This window comes from Kribbella qitaiheensis (assembly GCF_014217565.1).
In the GTDB taxonomy this organism is placed as follows: Bacteria; Actinomycetota; Actinomycetes; order Propionibacteriales; family Kribbellaceae; genus Kribbella; species Kribbella qitaiheensis_A.
The window spans coordinates 2281326-2299301 of the sequence record NZ_CP043661.1 but is presented as its reverse complement, the minus strand read 5'-3'; the positions used below and the strand labels follow the sequence as shown (position 1 = coordinate 2299301).

Annotated in this window: 23 protein-coding genes and 1 pseudogene; 16 read left to right on the top strand and 8 right to left on the bottom strand. The window is 67.0% G+C overall.

Going from position 1 to position 17976, the window contains the following annotated elements; all coding sequences use genetic code 11:
- Nucleotides 1-82 precede the first annotated feature (82 nt).
- Genes F1D05_RS10410 through F1D05_RS10400 form a run of 3 tightly spaced genes read right to left on the bottom strand, consistent with a single transcriptional unit; the run spans nt 83 to nt 2118 of the window.
- Nucleotides 83-514, bottom strand: coding sequence for an NUDIX hydrolase (locus F1D05_RS10410; protein WP_246486578.1), 432 nt, complete (start codon nt 512-514; stop codon nt 83-85).
- The gene (locus F1D05_RS10405; RefSeq protein ID WP_185447206.1) at nt 511-1332 is read right to left on the bottom strand and encodes a protein phosphatase 2C domain-containing protein; all 822 of its coding nucleotides are present in this window, start codon (nt 1330-1332) and stop codon (nt 511-513) included. The genes F1D05_RS10410 and F1D05_RS10405 overlap by 4 nt, the downstream gene beginning before the upstream one ends.
- Before the next feature lie 12 nt (nt 1333-1344).
- Nucleotides 1345-2118, bottom strand: a complete 774-nt coding sequence (locus F1D05_RS10400; RefSeq protein ID WP_185447204.1) for a GntR family transcriptional regulator — start codon at nt 2116-2118, stop codon at nt 1345-1347.
- Nucleotides 2119-2489: 371 nt separating this feature from the next.
- On the opposite strand from F1D05_RS10400, the gene F1D05_RS10395 reads away from it, so the two are divergent.
- From F1D05_RS10395 to F1D05_RS10360, 8 genes are all read left to right on the top strand, one after another.
- Entirely contained in the window at nt 2490-2726 is a 237-nt protein-coding gene (locus F1D05_RS10395; protein ID WP_185447202.1) for a hypothetical protein, read from the top strand.
- A complete protein-coding gene (locus F1D05_RS10390; RefSeq protein ID WP_185447201.1) occupies nt 2705-3064 on the top strand; it encodes a hypothetical protein in 360 nt (119 codons plus the stop codon). Before F1D05_RS10395 ends, F1D05_RS10390 begins: the two co-directional genes overlap by 22 nt.
- 127 nt (nt 3065-3191) lie before the next feature.
- Nucleotides 3192-3998 carry a diaminopimelate epimerase gene (gene dapF, locus F1D05_RS10385; protein WP_206686153.1) on the top strand — a complete coding sequence of 269 codons (807 nt, stop codon included), beginning with the start codon at nt 3192-3194 and terminating at the stop codon, nt 3996-3998.
- Nucleotides 3995-5086 (top strand): D-alanine--D-alanine ligase family protein, encoded by a 1092-nt coding sequence (locus F1D05_RS10380; protein WP_185447199.1) that lies wholly within the window; start codon nt 3995-3997, stop codon nt 5084-5086. Before dapF ends, F1D05_RS10380 begins: the two co-directional genes overlap by 4 nt.
- Nucleotides 5087-5132: 46 nt before the next feature.
- On the top strand, nt 5133-5660 hold the full coding sequence (locus tag F1D05_RS10375; RefSeq protein ID WP_185447198.1) for a C39 family peptidase: 528 nt from the start codon (nt 5133-5135) through the stop codon (nt 5658-5660).
- A complete protein-coding gene (locus F1D05_RS10370) occupies nt 5657-7051 on the top strand; it encodes a UDP-N-acetylmuramoyl-tripeptide--D-alanyl-D-alanine ligase (protein ID WP_185447196.1) in 1395 nt (464 codons plus the stop codon). The genes F1D05_RS10375 and F1D05_RS10370 overlap by 4 nt, the downstream gene beginning before the upstream one ends.
- A 113-nt stretch (nt 7052-7164) precedes the next feature.
- Entirely contained in the window at nt 7165-8025 is an 861-nt protein-coding gene (locus F1D05_RS10365; RefSeq protein WP_185447194.1) for an alpha/beta fold hydrolase, read from the top strand.
- A complete protein-coding gene (locus F1D05_RS10360; RefSeq protein ID WP_343066583.1) occupies nt 8022-8573 on the top strand; it encodes a DUF6624 domain-containing protein in 552 nt (183 codons plus the stop codon). The genes F1D05_RS10365 and F1D05_RS10360 overlap by 4 nt, the downstream gene beginning before the upstream one ends.
- Before the next feature lie 694 nt (nt 8574-9267).
- Here F1D05_RS10360 and F1D05_RS10355 read toward each other — a convergent pair.
- The gene (locus F1D05_RS10355; protein WP_185447190.1) at nt 9268-9627 is read right to left on the bottom strand and encodes an ArsR/SmtB family transcription factor; all 360 of its coding nucleotides are present in this window, start codon (nt 9625-9627) and stop codon (nt 9268-9270) included.
- A 65-nt stretch (nt 9628-9692) separates the two neighbouring features.
- Between F1D05_RS10355 and F1D05_RS10350 the strand changes: the two genes are divergently transcribed.
- The 8 genes and pseudogenes from F1D05_RS10350 (at nt 9693) to F1D05_RS10320 (ending at nt 15152) form a co-directional block, all read left to right on the top strand.
- Nucleotides 9693-11699: a heavy metal translocating P-type ATPase gene (locus tag F1D05_RS10350; protein ID WP_281388930.1), complete on the top strand. Its 2007-nt coding sequence runs from the start codon at nt 9693-9695 to the stop codon at nt 11697-11699.
- A gap of 109 nt (nt 11700-11808) precedes the next feature.
- Entirely contained in the window at nt 11809-12093 is a 285-nt protein-coding gene (locus F1D05_RS10345) for an ArsR/SmtB family transcription factor (RefSeq protein ID WP_246486577.1), read from the top strand.
- 58 nt (nt 12094-12151) lie between these two features.
- Nucleotides 12152-12868 carry a helix-turn-helix domain-containing protein gene (locus F1D05_RS10340; protein ID WP_185447187.1) on the top strand — a complete coding sequence of 239 codons (717 nt, stop codon included), beginning with the start codon at nt 12152-12154 and terminating at the stop codon, nt 12866-12868.
- The gene (locus tag F1D05_RS10335) at nt 12865-13530 is read left to right on the top strand and encodes an arsenate reductase ArsC (RefSeq protein ID WP_185447185.1); all 666 of its coding nucleotides are present in this window, start codon (nt 12865-12867) and stop codon (nt 13528-13530) included. The genes F1D05_RS10340 and F1D05_RS10335 overlap by 4 nt, the downstream gene beginning before the upstream one ends.
- Nucleotides 13527-13691, top strand: a pseudogene (locus F1D05_RS40025) (aquaporin family protein); the annotation flags it as partial. The gene F1D05_RS10335 and the pseudogene F1D05_RS40025, both read left to right, overlap by 4 nt.
- A 175-nt stretch (nt 13692-13866) precedes the next feature.
- Complete coding sequence (locus tag F1D05_RS40020) at nt 13867-14271, top strand: aquaporin (protein WP_246486576.1); 405 nt, start codon at nt 13867-13869, stop codon at nt 14269-14271.
- Nucleotides 14268-14669, top strand: coding sequence for an arsenate reductase ArsC (locus F1D05_RS40015; protein WP_246486847.1), 402 nt, complete (start codon nt 14268-14270; stop codon nt 14667-14669). Before F1D05_RS40020 ends, F1D05_RS40015 begins: the two co-directional genes overlap by 4 nt.
- Nucleotides 14670-14768: 99 nt before the next feature.
- Nucleotides 14769-15152, top strand: coding sequence for a YkvA family protein (locus F1D05_RS10320; RefSeq protein WP_185447184.1), 384 nt, complete (start codon nt 14769-14771; stop codon nt 15150-15152).
- Between the two features lie 3 nt (nt 15153-15155).
- Here F1D05_RS10320 and F1D05_RS10315 read toward each other — a convergent pair whose 3' ends face one another.
- The 4 genes from F1D05_RS10315 to F1D05_RS10305 all read right to left on the bottom strand — a co-directional run bounded on the left by F1D05_RS10315 (nt 15156) and on the right by F1D05_RS10305 (nt 17966).
- A complete protein-coding gene (locus tag F1D05_RS10315; protein ID WP_185447182.1) occupies nt 15156-15800 on the bottom strand; it encodes a DUF305 domain-containing protein in 645 nt (214 codons plus the stop codon).
- A gap of 98 nt (nt 15801-15898) precedes the next feature.
- A complete protein-coding gene (locus F1D05_RS42915; protein WP_428995011.1) occupies nt 15899-16378 on the bottom strand; it encodes a DUF6153 family protein in 480 nt (159 codons plus the stop codon).
- Between the two features lie 74 nt (nt 16379-16452).
- A complete protein-coding gene (locus F1D05_RS10310) occupies nt 16453-17439 on the bottom strand; it encodes a cation diffusion facilitator family transporter (RefSeq protein WP_246486575.1) in 987 nt (328 codons plus the stop codon).
- Between the two features lie 113 nt (nt 17440-17552).
- Nucleotides 17553-17966 carry an ArsR/SmtB family transcription factor gene (locus F1D05_RS10305; RefSeq protein WP_185447178.1) on the bottom strand — a complete coding sequence of 138 codons (414 nt, stop codon included), beginning with the start codon at nt 17964-17966 and terminating at the stop codon, nt 17553-17555.
- Nucleotides 17967-17976: the final 10 nt, after the last annotated feature.

The following is a 17976-nucleotide window of genomic DNA, read 5'->3' as shown; positions in this document are numbered from 1 at the left end:
GCTGCGTACGCGGCGCCGCCATGAGCTGGTCGAGTTCGAGGCCATGGTCGGGCTAGGTGGTGCCGGATGCGCAGCGGCTCGCTCAAAGCAGATGGACGCCGTCGTGGTGCCGGATGCGCGGGGCTGCGGGGTTGTCGAGGGCGTCGAGGGTCCTGATGGCGAAGGCTTCGATGGGGATCAGGCCGGCTACTTCGTCTCTGGTGACCCAGCGGGTGTCTTTGGTTTCCGGGCCGGTGGTGGGTTGGCCGGAGATTGCTCGGGCCCGGAAGACGAAGTTGATGACGCCGAGCGTCATGTTCTTGTAGATCCCGGTGAGGTTTTGTAGTTCGACGACGAGGCCGGTTTCTTCGAGGACTTCGCGGCGGGCGCCGTCTTCGATGGTTTCGGCCAGTTCGAGGAAGCCGCCGGGGGCTTCCCAGCGGCCGTTGTCGCGGCGTTGGATGACGAGGGCGCGGCCCTGGTCGTCGATCGTGACGGCGGAGACGCCGATGCGGTGGAGAGGGATCTCGCTCACTCAGGTGCTCCGGTGAGGTAGGCGACGGTTGCGTCGTCGGATCGCTTGATCCTGGGGTAGCGCTGCGCCGCAGGGTCGTCGGCCTCGATCTTGCGGACGGATTCCAGCAAGCCGTTCGGGCCGGCGGCGTCGAGGAGGTTGAGAAGTCCGTGCCAGTCGGTGAGGCCGTAAGTGTCGACCGCGGCGGAGGCTCCGTCGGTGAGTAGCGCGGCGCGCCATGTGGTTCCTGCGGCGAGCCGTTCGGTGTCGGCGCGGGCTTTGTATGCCGCGTTGGGATCGGAGGCGGCGACCCAGAAGCCGCCTTCGACGTTGCGGAAGTTGCGTTGGGCATCGACCAGGGCGGCGATTCGCGCCGGGCGTTTGGGGTCATCGGCCGTCGTGCGCAGGACCTGGTTGCGGAGTTCCTTGTTGGTCTGGAAGAGCCTGTCGTCGCAGATCGCATTGAGTCCGTGCGGCGTTTCCAGGACGAGGGTTGCGTCACCGAGGACGAGCCACTCGAGGGTCTCGGCCCGGGCTCGCAGCATCACGACGGTCGACGACGGTGTGCCCGGGTGGCCGGGGTCGCAGGTTGAGGCGTGAGCATCGGCGGTGGCGCTGATGGCTGTGCTGAGGATATCGGCCAGGGAAGCGTCGCGATAGCGGACGTGTGCCGCCGTGGCTTGGGCGGTGAGCTCTCGCGAATACCAGCGTGGATCATGGACACACCCGGTTCCGAGACCGTCCGGCGCAGTGGCGCCGTCGGCGACGATGACCAGATCAGCGACTGCTGCGAACGAGTCCTCGTTGGGCCGCTGCGAGGATCCCGGGCCGGGATGCAATGTGGGTGTCGATCACTCAGATCCACCTTCTGGTTCGTCGGTCCACTCGTAACGCAGCCGCCATTGGTGCCCCGCCATGATGTGGCGGGTGACGGCGACGGGCCGATGTTCGCGGTCTGAGGCAACGAACAGGATCTCGAAGACGGCCTGATTCGGCTCCATGTCGAGGAAGGTGGCCTCGGCGGCGATGGCACTGCAAAAGGAAATCTCTTCGGTGAAATGGATCGGGCCACGGCCGATGTCCGCGAGTCTGGAGTAGGTGCCGCCGGGACCGGTGTTTTCCTCCGTGACGCCGGCCTTCTCGGCCAGTTCACTGACCAGGTAGGTGTCGGCTATCTGTGTCGGTACGCCGTTGGCGAAGTATTTGCGGCGCCGTACGACGAGTTCGGCACCGACCGCCACGTTCAGCAGGCCTGCGGTCAATTCGGAGGCGGGTACCCGCTCTACCGATGCCGTCCAGCTGGGCTCCAGACCGACCCGGCGGGTCTCCACGTCGTAGGCTCCGCGGCCTTTATCGCGGGCACCGTGCCGTTGAGTTGCCACCCGAGTGATGACTGGGATTGGCCTGACGAAGGCGCCCTTGCCGCGGCGGACCTGGACGAGACCCTCGGTGCGCAGCAGGCCGACCGCACGGTTGATCGTGACCCGGGAGACGCCGAACTCCCGGGAGAGTTCGGGCTCGCTGGGCAGCGGTGAGCCGGGTGCATGCACTCCACGCTGGATGCGATCGCGCAGGATGTCAGCGATCTGAGCGAAGCGGGGCCGCGGTGCCTCGATCTGGGTCATCTCCGCCCCTTCCCGTCCGCGCGTAGCGCTCATCGTAGCCCGTGGCTGTGCGTCATCCGATGTCATACGTGTTGTTGACACCCACTTAGGTCGGATGCAGGATGTCTTACATCTTTCATGTGTGCCGGACCTCTTGCTGGTTCTGCGCCAAGAGACGGGAGTCGACGTGGCACACCAGACGTCAACTGCCGATCGCGAGGCGCAGGTTCCACAGTTCGGCACTCACGTGCTACGAGGCCGATTCGAGCCGTCCCGGATGAATGCGTGGAGATGAGACAAGTGGTCGTAGGCAACTGGATCCTGGTGGCGGTAGCCGCCATCGCGTCCGCACTGATGGTTCGTGACCTCGTCCATGAACAGCTGGACCGCTGATGACCACCACGGGGACGGTTCGGCGCCGCCGGGTCCGGATCTGGTTCGGGGTGCACGTGATCGCCGACTACTGCGCCGAGCCCGATCTCGCTCAGCGGTACGCCGCAGCGATGGATCGCCGGTTCGCGGGCCTCAAGATAACCAACGAGCCGTTGCCGCCCGACGATGACATGTCGGCAACGCCGACACCGGAACTACCGAACGAGCAACTCCTGTGGCCACTGACAGCGCTGTGAGCCACCGGCGATTCTGGCTCGACCGGCAAACCGACATCTCCGGTGTGAGCGGCACCGGTGAGGTTGCCGAGGGCATCCAGTTCACCGACGGGTCGGTTTCCTTGCGCTGGATCAGCACGACACCGTGCACGGCTGTGTTCGACGACCTTGACCAGGTGGCCGCCGTCCACGGGCACGGCGGCGCCACGATCATCCGCTGGCTCGACCCGGTCCCGCTGCCACCCCACGACCTGCTGTCGCGAGCAGCAGGCCTCCTCGACACCACACCGCATCACCTGCCCGCGGGCGGGTTGGATGCCCACGACGATCCGACCCATCCACCACGGTACGTCCCCTGAACCGGCGGGGGCCGGCGGTGTATTCCTCCCCGAGGAGGACCCCTGCCGTCGGCCTCGCCCTGCCATCGACAGGCCCGCCCGGTGGGTTGGCACTGCGAGCGGCCACTTCCATCCCAACGAAGGAGTAGTGGTTGATGTGAGGTTCCGCAAGATCCACGGTGCCGGGAACGACTTCATCCTCATCGCCGGTTCCAGCGCGGACCTCGACAAGGACTGGTCGGACACAGCCAGGCGACTGTGCGCCCGGCGTACCGGGATCGGCGCGGACGGGCTGATCGTGAGCGCCCTGATCGACACCGACCCCGCTGTCCTCGGGGTCGCCTGCTTCAACGCCGACGGTTCGATCGCCACGATGTGCGGCAATGCCCTGCGCTGCGCGGCCTGGTGCGCAGCCACGGACCACTCCTTCCACGACATGACCTTGGTGATGGCCGGTGTGAAGCACCAGGCGCTGGTCGGTGACGACGGCAGCTGGGTGACCGCCGAAGCCGGTGCGATCGACCCTCGGTGCATCGAGCTGGTCTGGAACGGTCACGCCTTGTGCTTCGACTCCGCCCACACCGGCACCGAGCACGTGGTCGCGGTCGTCGACAACGTCGACAGCTTGGATGCCGAGGAATGCGGCCGCCTGGTCCGCCATCACCCCCGCCTCGCGCCGCTCGGGTCAAACGTCAACTTCGTCCAGGCCACCGGTCCGCAGGCGCTGAAGATCCGCACCTACGAACGGGGTGTGGAGGCCGAGACGCTGTCCTGCGGCAGCGGAGCCGTCGCGGCTGTTGTGGTCGCGACCCTCCACGGCCTCGTCACAGACAGCCCCGTCACCGTCCACAACCGATCCGGAACACCGCTCACAGTGCGTCCGCACGCCGAGCGCAGCAGTGCCTTCTGGATCGGCGGCCCCGTCACCCTCACCTACCAAGGAGAACTGACATGACCTCACTCATCGACGCCCACGACCACGCGGCCATCAGCCGCCAAACCGACGCATTACGGATCTGGCACGAGGGCCGCGAAGCGGGCCTGAACGTCGCGCTGGTCTACGGCGGCCTGTCCGCCGAGGACCGGCTCTACATCGCTGAAAGCCCCACCGACCAACTGTCGGTCACGGCACTGTCGGGATCGCTCACCGAAATCGGCGCGACCTTCACGATCCTCGACCCGTGCGACCCGCGGTTCATCGCCGAACTCCTCAACTTCGACGTGGCACTGTCCAACCTGCACGGCCCCTACGGCGAGGACGGACGGCTCCAAGGCCTCCTGGACTACCTGCGGACGCCGTTCTGCGGCAGCGGCGTGGCCGCGGCCGCGATCGCCGCCAACAAGATCCTGTGCAAGCAGGCCATGAAAGGCCTGGGCATCCCCACGCCCGCCTGGCAGGTCTGGAAGCAAGGAACGACGCCGCAGTGGGCAGGGCGGCCGGTGATGGTCAAACCGGCTCAAGGCGGCTCCAGCGTCGGCATGAGCCTGGTCCGCCAGGAAGCCGCCTTGCTGCCGGCCCTCGAACACGCCTGGGCCACCGACCCCTGCCTGGTCCTGGTCGAGGAACACATCACCGGCCTGCCCGTCACCGTCGGCCTGCTGGAGCTGCCCGATGGGCTGCTGGTGTTCCCGCCGCTGGCCACCGAAGTCCACGCAGGAGAGTTCTACGACGCCGCGGCGAAACTCGACGCCGACGGCCAGGGAACCGTCTCCGTGACCGCGGCCGACCTCCCCGCCGCAGTGCTGGACTCCCTGACCCGGTACGCCGTGGCCCTGTGGGAAGGCCTCGGCTGCCGGGGGTCGGCCCGGATCGACTTCATGGTCACCGGCGCCGGTGAGCTGTTCGCGCTCGAGGTGAACACCACGCCAGGCATGTCCAGGGACGCCAACTTCGTCACTGGCGCCGGCCTGTGCGGGCTCAGCCACGTCGATGTCGTGCGGGCGGTTCTCCGTGAGGCGCTCACGCGGGCCTCCTATGATGTGCCTCTTCCTACTCCCGTGTTCAACGTCGGCCCAGCCATCGTGCGGGAGCCCGCATCCTGACCCACATCGGGAGTCTGCTGCTGTGCCTCACGTTCACGACGTCCCAATGTGTCGCCAGCTCATCGACGCGGCCGAATGGGATCTCCACGGAGGCTGGGCACTCGGAGATCGCACCGAGTGGTCCAACCGGGCGTGCGGCATAGCAGCGGTACGGATGATCCTGCTCGCCTACGGCCGCCAAGCCCCGACAGTCACCGAGCTACTGAAGCTGGCGGTCAAGCACGAAGTGTTCACCCCGCAAGGCGCTGTGCACACACGCTTGGCCGACCTGGCAGCCAGCTTTGGGGTGCCGGGTCGCGCCGAGCCCGTCGCGGCCGATGAACTGGTCGGCCGGCTCGGCGACGCCCCGGTGATCATCTCGATCACCGAGCAGTTCCCCGACGATGGCCGCACCGGCGGGCACCTGGTCATCGCCCGCGGCTATCACGACGCACCGGATCCGACCATCCTCATCCGGGATCCGTCCGGCTGGGGGCAGACCCACGAACGGGTGCCCTTGAGCCGGGTCCAGGCCTCCTACTCCGGCCGTGCCATCACTTTCGCTCCGCTTTCTCCCGTAAGGACCTTGTCTTGATCACGCTCACCCTCGCCGAAATCGCCGTTGCCACCGGCGGCACCATCCACGACGCCACCAACCCGGCGATGCCGGTTACCGGCCGCAGCGCCAGTGATTCGCGCAACGTCAGCCCAGGCGGGATGTTCGTCGCGGTGAGCGGCGCCCGTGTCGACGGGCACGACTTCGTCGACCAGGCCGCCGCCGCCGGCGCCAGTTGTGTACTGGCCACCCATCCGGTCGGTGTTCCCGCCGTCGTCGTCGCCGACGTCACTGTCGCGCTGGGCCAGATCGCCCAGCATGTCCTGACCCGGGCCGGGGCACAGATCATCGCGCTGACCGGATCCGCAGGGAAGACCACCACCAAGGACCTGCTCGCGCAGGTCCTTTCCCGACATGGAGAGACCGTCGCCACCCCGGGATCGTTCAACACCGAGATCGGGCTCCCACTGACCGTGATGGGGGCAAGTGAATCAACCCGCTACCTGGTCCTCGAGATGGGCACACGCCACCAAGGTGACATCGCCTATCTGGCCACCCTTACCCCACCAAGCATCGGGATCGTCCTCAATATCGGCTCTGCCCACGTCGGGGAGTTCGGCAGCCGTGAAGCGATCGCCACGGCCAAGGGCGAACTGGTCCAGGCACTCCCCGCGGCAGCCGATGGTGGCGTCGCGATCCTCAACGCTGACGACGACCTAGTCGCCGCGATGGCCCAGCGCACCGCAGCATCGGTCGTGTCGTACGGAACCGGTCCTGCAGCCGATATCCGCGCCACCGACATTGGCATCACTGCGGGTCGTGCGTCGTTCGTGTTGCATACCCCGCAAGGCTCGGCGCCGGTGTCGCTGCGCCTGCTCGGTGCGCACCAGGTCCACAACGCCCTTGCGGTCGCCGCGGCCGCCCACGTTCTGGGCATGGACACCGCCTTGATCGGCGAAGCGCTGTCAGCTGCCGAACCGGTATCGACAGCTCGGCTCCAGGTCCTCGAACGCACCGACGGCGTGACGATCGTCAACGACGCCTTCAACGCCAACTCCGAGTCCATGCGCGCAGGCCTCCAAACGCTCGCCTCCCTCGCCCAGGGACGACGAATGATCGCCGTACTGGGAACCATGCGGGAACTCGGCGACACCGCCAATCCAGCCCACCAGGCAGTCGGGCAACTCGTCGGCGACCTGGGCATCAAGATCCTCGTCACCGTAGGCGACACCGAAGAGATCACCACACTCACCGAGGCCGCAAGGACCCACTCCAAGGCGCCACGCATCGAAGCAGCCCCCGACCCCGATGCCCTGCTGCCGATCCTGAACGACCTGCTTACCCCCGGAGACGTCGTTTTGATCAAGGCCTCCCGGTCGGTCGGTCTGGAGAAATTCGCCGACATCCTCCAAGCCGAGACCCCGGCGTAAGACGCACAGGCTGGGATAGCTGTCCCACAGCGCGAAACCAAGCCTCGAGTGATCAACACGTTGCTTCGCGACCGAGCCTTGCCCGGGATCGTGTGTCCGTGAAAGGAATATTCGTGAGCGAACGGCAGGAAAGCTGCATCGTCAACGGCATTGAGCTGAGGGTCCGGTACGTGCCGGGTGGTGCACCGTGCATCGTGTTCGTGTCTGGGCTCGGCGGGCCTGGGGAGGAATGGGACGGCGTGCTGGAGCGCCTTCCTGCTGGGCTTTCCACGTTCGTCTACGACAGGGCCGGCTGCGGGAGCAGCGGGCCTGTCGATGCGGCTACGGCGGCAGATGAGGCTCAGCCGATCCAGTGGGGCGCTGAGCAGCTGTTCGAGCTGTTGAACAAGGCAGGTGTTCCGGCGCCGTGGGTGCTGGTCGGTCATTCGATCGGTGGCCTGATCGTGGACGCCTTCGCGCGCCTGTGGCCAGACCTGATCAGCGGCCTGGTCCTGGTGGATGCCAGCGACCCGCTCCTGCACACGGCGTTGGACGAGGACAAGCCAGTGCTGGTCGACGGCCGCGAAGGTGAGGTCTGGTGCATTTCGTACCCCCCCACGCTGGAAAATTTCGAGCCCGGCCCACAGCAGCACATCGAGACCGTGGTGATCGGTTCGGCGATCTGGCGCGTGCTGCCGGTAAAGGAGAGGGAGAAGTACCGGCCGTTGTCGTTAATCGAGATGGACCACCGCTGCGCCATCAGCTGCTGGCGCAGCGGTGGTCCGGCCATCTGGTGGTACCGCATTTCGCGGGTCACCTTGTGCACAAGGACTCACCGGTCCTCGTGGCCGAGTCGTCCGGAGTGTGGCCGCGGCCAAGGGCGGTGTGGTGCAGCTGGACCAGGTTGCCGTACTTCGCAGCGGCGGGACGGTCCGGGTGAGCGTGGAGGACGGCGCATTCATCGAATGGAACGCGACGGGGCCTCGAACCGATGAAGACTGACGCGCTCCGTGCGGAACTCGAGCGCCGGTCAAGGCTCGACCAGGAAGCCCGCCACGCGGTGGACGGCTGGTCGGACGACCCGCGTACCGAGCTGTGGAAGGCCATCAGCGAGGTGGACGCCGACAACACAGGCTGGCTTGTCGATGTCGTCACCGAGCGGGGCTGGCCGAAGCTGTCCGAGGTCGGTGAAGAAGCTGCCACCGCTGCTTGGCTGCTGGCGCAACACGCGGACATGCAGCCGGACAACCAGCGGTTCTTCCATCAGCTGATGGAACAGGCAGTTGATGCTGGTGAGGCATCGCCGCGGTTCTTTGCCTATTTGGAAGATCGAGTGAGGGTGAACAGCAATCGGCCTCAGCTGTTCGGGACACAATTTGTTGACCACGGCAACGGACTGGCGCCGCGTCCGATCGAGGATCTCGACGGTCTGGCCGTGAGGCGGGCGGCGGTGGGGATGGAGCCATTCGAGGAGTATGAGGCGACTATGCACGAGATCTGGCAGCGTGACGGGGCGTCGGCTGACCCGCCCGACGGAGACTGAGGCGAGGACTCCTGCCGCACAGGCTCATCTCGGATGCCTACGGCTGGCCGGAACCGTCCGCGTGGGGGTCCCGTGTTCGCTCGTAGGATCTGGTGTATAGGGCGCATCGTGGTGATCGGCGGCGGAGGAACTGGTATCGGATTGGCGACGGCGAAAACCTTTGCTGCCGAGGATGAGATCTGCCCCAGTGGGGACGTGTGGCGGTAAAGGTCTTCCACTGAGCAAGCAGTGCAGCAGGTTGGCTGCGTTGCTGGAGTGCCGGATCAGAAGCTCACCCTGGCTGACTCCGTCGTCGGGACAGGCGAAGTTGATGTGGCCGTCGCAGGACTTCACACGACCCATGAAACCTGGCTCAGGCTCTCCCCGAGTCCGCCAGGCCGGAGTCTTGTGAGACGCCGAGGTACTCGAGTGCGAGCCAGACTTCGCGCGAGGGGAAGCGGCCGTCAGTAAAGTGCTGCAACATGCATTCTGACCGATTTCGGACCATCGTCGATGTTCATTTGCTCCTGATCCGTGGCGGCCAGATCCTCCTCGCTCAGCGGAAGAACACCATCATCGGCCGGAAAGGTAAATCGAAGGCAGCGACCTCACCATGACTTCCTGCGCAGCAAACGCCCGCTGACCCGACGATCCGTCAGCCTCGGCATGCCCACAACCCTGGCAATGCCGGCGAAAATTACGACCTCGCGTCGGTCTACGGGTTCCCTGCGTTGGCCCGGCTCTGGTCGGCTAGGTCGCGGTCGAGGTGGTCAGCGTGAAACAGCGCCTGATCCAGTAGGCCCTTCACGTGATCGTCAGCGGCCGAGTAGTACACGAAGGTGCCCTCCCGGCGGCCCTTCACCAGGCCGGCCAGGCGCAGCTTGGCCAGGTGCTGACTCACCGCGGCGGGGGCGGCACCGGCCAGCTCGGCCAGGCACGCGACCGACGACTCGCCTTGAAGCAGCGCCCACAGCACTTTGATCCGGGTCGGGTCGGCCATCAGCCGGAACGACTCCGCAGCCAGGTGGACCTGCTCATCGTTCGGCATCTCGAAGTTCTCGATCGACGAGTGCATACTTGCACAGTACAAGCTGCCCGCCTGTTTGCGTATATGCATGTATGCGCAGGTAGCATGTGCAGGTGACCGCAGACACTGAACCTGCAACTGTCCGCGGCGCGACCTCTCTTTCAGCTCGTACGGCGCCTAGCGGCGGCTGGTGGCGGAGCGCCTGGACCTTGGCCGAGGTGCGCTGGGCGACGGCCGCAACGGTCCTGTTCCTGGCCGGGCTGATCGTGAACCTGGCCGGCGGACCGGCATGGGTCTACTGGCCGCTGTTCTTGGCCTGCTACATCGCGGGCGGATGGGAACCGGGGTGGGCCGGCCTGCAGGAGCTGCGGAACAAGCGGCTGGACGTCGACCTGCTGATGGTCGCGGCCGCCATCGGCGCAGCCTCGATCGGTCAGATCCTGGATGGTGGTCTGCTGATCGTCATCTTCGCCACTTCTGGCGCGCTGGAATCAGTCGCGACGAAACGCACCGAGGACTCCATCCGCGGCCTGCTGGATCTCGCAGCCGACACCGCGACCCGGATCGCGACCGCGGAGGCCGACGGGTCGCGGGAGGACACGGTTCGGGTTGCCGATCTAGCCGTCGGAGACGTCGTCTGGGTACGGCCAGGCGAGCGGATCGGTGCCGACGGGACCGTACTCGACGGATCCAGCGAGGTCGATCAGGCCACCATCACCGGCGAACCACTTCCGGTCGACAAGGCCATCGGGAGCGAGGTGTTCGCCGGAACACTGAATGGATCCAGCGCGCTGCGAATCCGGGTCGACCGCCCGGCCGCCGAGTCGGTGGTCGCCCGGATCGCCGGGCTGATCGAGGATGCCGCCCGGACCAAGGCCAAGACGCAGTTGTTCATCGAGAAGATCGAGCAGCGGTATTCGATCGGCATGGTCACCGCGACCGTCGCGCTGTTCGTGGTCCCCCTGGTGTTCGGGCAGCCGTTCACGTCGACGCTGCTGCGGGCGATGACGTTCATGATCGTCGCCTCGCCCTGCGCGGTCGTGCTCGCGACGATGCCGCCGCTCCTGGCGGCGATCGCCAACGCCGGCCGGCATGGCGTCCTGGTGAAGTCAGCGGTGGTGATGGAACAACTCGGCGCCACCACGCAGATCGCGATCGACAAGACCGGCACCCTCACCCGCGGCATCCCACACCTGGCCGAAATTCGGCTTCTCGAGAACACCCAGTTCACCTACGACGAGGTCCTCACGATCGCCGCGTCCGCCGAGCACCCCAGCGAACACCCGCTCGCAGCCGCAGTCGTGTCAGCCGCTCGCGCCGCCGAGCTCACCCTCACGCCCGTCGACACCTTCACCGCCACTGCAGGCCTCGGCGTCACGGCCACGATCGACGGCCGGCAAGTGCAGATCGGCGCCCCAGCTGCACTCCTCACCGAAGACAACGGCCACGACCAGGCCGCCCAGACAGCAGTCACCGAGCTGCAGCAGGCCGGAGCGACCGCGGTCGTTGTCCTGATCGACAGCGAACCGACCGCAATCCTCGGCATCGTCGACCAACTCCGCCCCGAAGCGCCAGTAACAGTCCAGCGGCTGACCCAGCTGACCGGCACGCCGCCAGTGCTGCTCACCGGAGACAACGCCACCACCGCCGCACAAGTCGCCGCAGCGGTCGGCATCACCAGCATCCATGCAGAACTGCTGCCCGACGGCAAGGTCGCCGCGGTCCGCGACCTCCAAGCCGCCGGCGAACGCGTCACGGCAGTCGGCGATGGCATCAACGACGCCCCAGCCCTGGCCGCCGCGCAGGCCGGCATCGCCATGGGCGGCGCCGGATCCGACCTGACCCTCCAAACCGCCGACGCCATCGTCGTCCGTGACGACCTGACCACCATCCCCACCGTGATCGCCCTGTCCCGGCAAGTGCGTCGGGTCGTGGCCGCGAACCTTGTCATCGCGGCAAGCTTCATCACCGTCCTGGTCATCTGGGACCTCGTCGGCCACCTGCCCCTGCCCCTCGGCGTCGCCGGTCACGAAGGTTCCACCGTCCTCGTCGGCCTCAACGGGCTACGGCTGCTCCGCAACGCCGCCTGGAACCAAGCCCGTGCCGCCGGCGAGTCATGAGACTCAGCTCTCGTCCCACGGCGTCCCACATTTCACCCGTCAAACCAGGCTGGCCACGCCGAGGCCACTCACGCGCGCTGGCCCGGCCGGGGCCGCCGAGGGAGCCGCGGTGCTGAAGGCGCTCGCCGACCCGTCGGGCTCCGGCTGTTCGATCATCACCTCTGTCGGCGACGAGGTCTGCGTGTGCGACCTGACGCCGCAGTTCGATGTCAGCGGCCCGACGATCTCCCATCACCTCAAGGTGCTGCTGGAGGCCGGCCTGGTCGACTGCGAACGGCACGGCACCTGGGTCTACTGCTGGCCCGTGCCCGAGCGACTGCGGTGGATCTCGACTTTCTCACGGTCCCGGAGACCTCGGCCGCCACCTGATCCCAGCCGCCCGGACGCGCCTTGACTGGGATGGCGGGCACGGTCGCTTGACTCTCTGATATCGCTCAGTGATCATTGAGTCAATGAACATTGAGCGATTCATCTTGGCGGAGCGAGCCCGCATCCACGCGGCGCTCGGCGATCCCGCGCGGCTGGCGATCGTGGATACCCTGGTGAGCGGTGATGCCGCTCCGGGCGAACTCGGTACGGCGCTGGACCTGCCGACCAACCTGGTCGCCCATCACCTGAAGGTGCTGGAAGAGGCCGGCCTGATCGTGCGCACCCGATCCGAGAGTGACCGTCGGCGGACCTATGTCCGGCTCGAACCCGCGGCGCTGGCCGCGATCGCCACGCCGGCATTGCTCGCAGCCAAGCGGGTCGTGTTCGTCTGCACCCAGAACTCCGCCCGGTCGCAGCTCGCTGCGGCGATCTGGTCGCGCCGCAGTCACGTGCCCGTGGTCTCGGCGGGTACTCAACCGGCCGAGCGCGTCCATCCCCGTGCGCTGAAGGTTGCACGCCGCCACGATCTCGACCCCACCGATTGGCACACGGCGCACCTGAGTGAGGTCGTACGACGTGACGACCTGCTGATCGCGGTCTGCGACAACGCCCACGAACATCTGCCGCCGGAGCAGCGAGCCCGATTGCACTGGTCGGTGCCCGACCCCGCGCAGGTCGATACTGACGCGGCCTTCGAGGCCGCCTACACCGAACTCGCCGACCGGATCGACCGGCTGGCGCCCGCCCTGTCGCCCGCATCGTTGCCTGGCGCGGCAGATACCACCGGGAGTACCCGATGACCGAACTCACCTGGCACCGACACGCAGACCTGTCCATCGACCAGCAACTCGCACTGACCACCGCGGCAGCGCGGCTCACGGCCGAGTTCTCCGACATCTACGGCGCCGAGACGATCGAACGGTTCCTGCGCTCCAGCTACGACCAGTTCGCCACCGGCAGCACGATCCCGAACTTCCTGCCCCTGCTGGCCGAACGCTTCGCCCGGCAACGCCTCAACGCACTCGCCCGGGTCGAAGGTCACCACGACGACGGCAAACCCGTCGCGCTGTTTCTGTGCGTGCACAACGCCGGCCGCTCGCAGATGGCGCTCGGGTTCTTCCAGCAACTGGCCGGCGACAACGCCGTTGCCTGGTCTGGCGGCTCCGAACCCGGAATCGAGATCAATCCGTCCGCGATCGCTGCGATGGCCGAACGCGGCATCGACATCTCGACCGAGTTCCCCAAGCCGTGGACCGACGAGATTGTCCGCGCCGCCGACGTGGTCGTCACCATGGGCTGCGGCGATGCCTGCCCGATCTTCCCCGGCACCCGCTACGAGAATTGGGACCTCGACGACCCCAACGGCCTCGAGGTGACCGGCGTACGCCCGATCCGCGACGAGATCGAACGCCGGGTCCGCGTACTCCTGTACGAACTAGCCGTACCCGTGAGCCGCGCATGACGGAACCACCGTTGTGGCGGCGTGCACTGGCCGAAGCACTCGGCACCGGCCTCCTCGTCACCGTCGTCGTCGGCTCCGGAATCGCCGCCGCCTCATTGTCCCGCGGTGACGTCGGGTTGCAGCTGTTGGAGAACTCCTTTGCGACCGCGCTCGGTCTGGCAGTACTGATCCTTATGCTCGGCCCGGTCTCCGGCGCCCACTTCAACCCGGTCGTGTCCGTCATCGACTGGTGGCTCGGCCAACGCACCGGCACCGGCCCTGCCCGGCCGCGACCTCGCCGCCTACATCCCCACCCAGATCGCCGGGGGCGTAGCCGGGGCCATTCTGGCCAACCTCATGTACGGTCAAGCCGCGATCTCCTGGTCAACCCACGACCGATCGGCGGGCCACCTCTATATCGGGGAGACCGTCGCGACCGCGGGTCTGATCCTGCTGATCTTCGCGCTCGCCTCGTCCGGCCGAGCCCACCTCGCACCGCTCGCAGTCGGCGCCTACATCGGCTCGGCGTACTGGTTCACTTCGTCGACGTCGTTCGCCAACCCAGCCGTCACCATCGCACGCGCCTTCAGCGACACCTTCGCCGGCATCGCACCCAGCTCCGTGCCCCTCTTCATCGTCTTCCAGGCCTTCGGCGCCATCCTCGGCGCCGCCCTGGTCGCCGTCCTCTACCCGAACGCGGGCGCCTCCGCCGACGACGTCGTCACCCCACACACCGACACCACTGCAGGAGCGTCCTCGTGAGCAAACCCGCCGTACTCTTCGTCTGCATCCACAACGCCGGCCGCTCCCAAATGGCCGCCGGCTGGCTGCGCCACCTCGCCGGAGACACCGTCGAAATCCGCTCCGCGGGATCCGAGCCCGCCAACCAGATCAACCCCATCGCCATTGAAGCCATGCGCGAGGTCGGCGTCGAAATCACCGGCAACACACCCCAACTCCTTGAAAGCGAAGCCGTCCGTGACAGCGATGTCGTGATCACCATGGGCTGCGGCGACGCCTGCCCGATCTTCCCCGGCAAACGCTACGAAGACTGGGAACTCATCGACCCCGCCGGTCAACCGATCGAGGTCGTCCGCGAAGTTCGCGACGACATCCGCGGCCGAGTCGAGAAACTCGTCGCCGACCTGCAGCCCGGATAGCGCTCGGGATGGCTCACACTCTTATCCGTGCAGGTGTCTTGGTGGTCAGTAGTCATTGGCGTTGCGGGTGGTCTGCTGTTGCTGTGGACCGTGTTGGTCATGGCTTTGTGGTGCGCACGCCCCGACGAGCTGCGAGTCCGTGATGCGCTTCGGCTGCTGCCTGACCTGATCCGGTTGCTGAGGCGTCTGGCCGGTGACCCGTCCCTGCCCCGCGGCGTCCGGATCCGGCTGTGGTTGCTGCTGGTCTATCTTGGGGTGCCTTTCGATCTGGTGCCCGATTTCATCCCCGTCGTCGGGTACGCCGACGACGCCGTGATCGTGGCCCTCGCTCTGCGCTCTGTTACCCGTCGCGCCGGCCCGGGAGCACTCGAACGGCACTGGCCAGGCACCCCAGACGGGTTAGCTGCCATTCGCCGCCTGGCCGGCCTATCCCCTGATCGACCGACGGAAGGGGATCCGCAGGTTGCCGATCCCCTTCCGTAGTGGTCAACGACCTGTGTAGTGGACCAGGAGTTTCTGCATGGTGTCGATCTCGGCGGTCTGGCCGGTCTCGATCTTCTTCGCCAGCGCGATCGCCGCGGTGGCCTTGCCGGTGGTTTGTTCGGTCTTGGCCATCGTGACCGCGCCCTGGTGGTGCTTGATCATCATCTGCAGCCACGTCCGCTCGAATGCCGGACCGGTGGCCTTGTCCAGGTTCGCCATCTCGTCCATGCTCATCATTCCCGGCATCGCGCCCTGCATGTCGTGGCCGGCCATCGAGCTCGGGACCGGCGCACCCCAACCGGTGAGCCATGCCGACATCTGCTTGATCTCGGGATCCTGAGCGGCCTTGATACCGGCCGCCAGCTCCTTCACTGCCGGGGTAGTGGCCTTGGTCGCCGCCAGCTGGGCCATCTGAACGGCTTGCTGGTGGTGAGGGATCATGTCGGTGGCGAACTTGACGTCTGCATCGTTGTGTTCGCCCACCGGCGCCGCTGTGTTGCCCGAAGTCGTACTGGCCGCGGGTGAGGTCGCTTGGGACATGCCCGGCATCGAGCCGTGATCGGTGGTGCTGCTGCAGCCGGTCAAAGCCAGCGCGCCGGCGACGATCACCGTCGCCGCGGCAGCCGTAGTACGGGTGGTGCGCGTCATCAAAGAACCTCTCATCGCTGTCCAAGGAACAGTGCGGTGCGGAGCTGAACGGGCAGCGCGCAGCCAGCAGCGGCGCGGGTCCCCGCAGGCCGGTGGGCCTAGGTCCGCAGTACGCAGAGTTTGGACAGCGAAGGCGCGAGCCACGGTGCCGGCCGGCCAGCCGGTACAGGCCGCTGTGCCGGTCGCGGATCTCGAGGAACTGTCCGCCAGATAAGCCGCCACCGCGACCTGAGGGCCAGAGCCAGGAGCAGCAGCGAAAGAGTCAGGACAGCTACGCAGGCCCCTGCCATTCCGTGGCCGGCGTCGGTATCGCGCGCCTGGGGCTTCTCGGTCGTGGACCCGGCCGAGGCTGCCGTGGTCAGGTGAACGCCACTATCAACGGCGCTGGCGTGGCCGGTCGTCATCGTGGGGTCGCCGGTCCCTGCCGGCCTGGAGCTGTCGGTCTGCGCAGCTGCCATCCCGGGCATCGCTGCGTCGTGGTTGCTGGTCAGACCGTGCATAGCAAGGACACCGGCGACCACGCCGACCACTGTCAGGATCCGCGTGAGTCCCGATCGCACAACTGCCGACCGTGCCATCACAGACCCACAGTAGCCAGGCGCGCTTTGCATGACCCCTTTGCGTGACCTGTTCGCTGCCGAGGGGCGTGACTTCAATCGTCTGCCGAAGGGCTTGGCCGCGACCCGTCGACGGTGTGGTGTGCGAGTACAGAGTGGTGATCCCGGCCGTCGGACGCGTTCGGGCTGACATGAACGGTGACTGCGTCCAGCTTCGGGACCTGATGCAGCAGACGGTGATGGGCATCGTTGGCGATCGCGTGCGCGTCGACCAGGCTCAGTGCGGCATCGACCACGACACTGGTTTCGGCGCGGATCCGGTGCCCGGTCCAGCGCAGCCGCAGCTCGTCAATGTCGTCGACGCCCGGCGTGGAGCGCAGCGCGGTTTCGGCGACCTCGACCAGCTCGGGATCGACAGCGTCCATCAGGCGCCGGTAGATATCGGTGGCCGCGCCCTTGAGTACGAACAAGATCGCGACGGTGATCGCCAGCCCGACGAGCGGGTCGGCCAGCGGGAACCCGGCCATCACCCCCACCGCACCGACCACGACGGCCAACGAGGTGAACCCATCGGTGCGGGCATGCAGCCCGTCGGCCATCAACGCGGCCGACCCGATCCGGCGCCCGACCCGGATCCGATAGACCGCGACGAGCTCGTTGCCGGCGAACCCGACCAAGCCGGCGCCGACCAGTACCCACAAGTGGCCCAACGGCTGCGGGTCGAGCAGCCTGCGGACCGACTCATAGCCCGCGACCACCGCGGACAGCGCGATCATGGCCACGATGAACACCCCGGCGAGGTCTTCGGCACGGCCATAGCCGTAGGTGTAGCGGCGCGACGCCGGCCGCCGCGACAGCACGAACGCGATCCACAACGGCACCGCCGTCAGCGCGTCGGAGAGATTGTGGATCGTGTCAGCCAGCAACGCCACCGACCCCGTGATGACCACCAGCAGCGCCTGGGCCAAGGCCGTGACCCCCAAGGCGACGAGGCTGATCTTGACCGCACGGATCCCGTCCTTGCTCGCCTCGAGCGCTGAATCGACCGAGTCGGCCGCATCATGACTGTGTGGCGTGAACACCGACCCGATCCACCCCCGCACACCATCCCGACGATCATGCCCATGACCGTGCCCATGGCCATGGCCGTGACCTTGGGGGTGTTCTTCTTCGTGGGGGTGGTGGTTCGGGGTCGTCATCGCGCCTCGGTTCCGGTATCGGCGTGGTCGGGCAGGGTGGTGACGCCGTCGCGGCGGTGGTGATCCGGGATCCCAGGGCCGACGTGCTCGGAGTGGTAGACCGCGTCCTCGACGAGCTGGCGAACGTGGCCGTTCTCGATCCGGTAGAACACCTGCGTTCCGTGCTTACGGGTGCGCACTAGCCGGGCCATCCGCAGTTTCGCCAGGTGCTGCGACACCGCCGCCGGCGGCTTGCCCACCGCTTCGGCCAGGTCATTCACCGCCAGCTCGTCATCCAGCAGCGCCCACAACAACCGGATCCGGGTCGAGTCCGCGAGCATCCGGAACACCTCGACCGCCAGGTCGACCTGCTCTCCCGCAGGCTGCTCACGCGCCAGCCCCGACACCCGACCCCGCGAATCCGCATTCATACGTAGATAC

What these genes read in the sequence shown, in the direction of transcription:
- F1D05_RS10340 (WP_185447187.1), top strand. Translation starts at nt 12,152, where the DNA reads ATGAACATTGAGCGATTCATCTTGGCGGAGCGAGCCCGCATCCACGCG.
- F1D05_RS10375 (WP_185447198.1), top strand. Translation starts at nt 5,133, where the DNA reads ATGTGTCGCCAGCTCATCGACGCGGCCGAATGGGATCTCCACGGAGGC.
- F1D05_RS10355 (WP_185447190.1), bottom strand. Translation starts at nt 9,627, where the DNA reads ATGCACTCGTCGATCGAGAACTTCGAGATGCCGAACGATGAGCAGGTC.
- F1D05_RS10395 (WP_185447202.1), top strand. Translation starts at nt 2,490, where the DNA reads ATGACCACCACGGGGACGGTTCGGCGCCGCCGGGTCCGGATCTGGTTC.
- F1D05_RS42915 (WP_428995011.1), bottom strand. Translation starts at nt 16,378, where the DNA reads ATGGCACGGTCGGCAGTTGTGCGATCGGGACTCACGCGGATCCTGACA.
- F1D05_RS10400 (WP_185447204.1), bottom strand. Translation starts at nt 2,118, where the DNA reads ATGACCCAGATCGAGGCACCGCGGCCCCGCTTCGCTCAGATCGCTGAC.
- F1D05_RS10315 (WP_185447182.1), bottom strand. Translation starts at nt 15,800, where the DNA reads ATGACGCGCACCACCCGTACTACGGCTGCCGCGGCGACGGTGATCGTC.
- F1D05_RS40020 (WP_246486576.1), top strand. Translation starts at nt 13,867, where the DNA reads ATGTACGGTCAAGCCGCGATCTCCTGGTCAACCCACGACCGATCGGCG.
- F1D05_RS10320 (WP_185447184.1), top strand. Translation starts at nt 14,769, where the DNA reads ATGGCTTTGTGGTGCGCACGCCCCGACGAGCTGCGAGTCCGTGATGCG.
- F1D05_RS10305 (WP_185447178.1), bottom strand. Translation starts at nt 17,966, where the DNA reads ATGAATGCGGATTCGCGGGGTCGGGTGTCGGGGCTGGCGCGTGAGCAG.
- F1D05_RS10360 (WP_343066583.1), top strand. Translation starts at nt 8,022, where the DNA reads ATGAAGACTGACGCGCTCCGTGCGGAACTCGAGCGCCGGTCAAGGCTC.
- F1D05_RS10380 (WP_185447199.1), top strand. Translation starts at nt 3,995, where the DNA reads ATGACCTCACTCATCGACGCCCACGACCACGCGGCCATCAGCCGCCAA.
- F1D05_RS10335 (WP_185447185.1), top strand. Translation starts at nt 12,865, where the DNA reads ATGACCGAACTCACCTGGCACCGACACGCAGACCTGTCCATCGACCAG.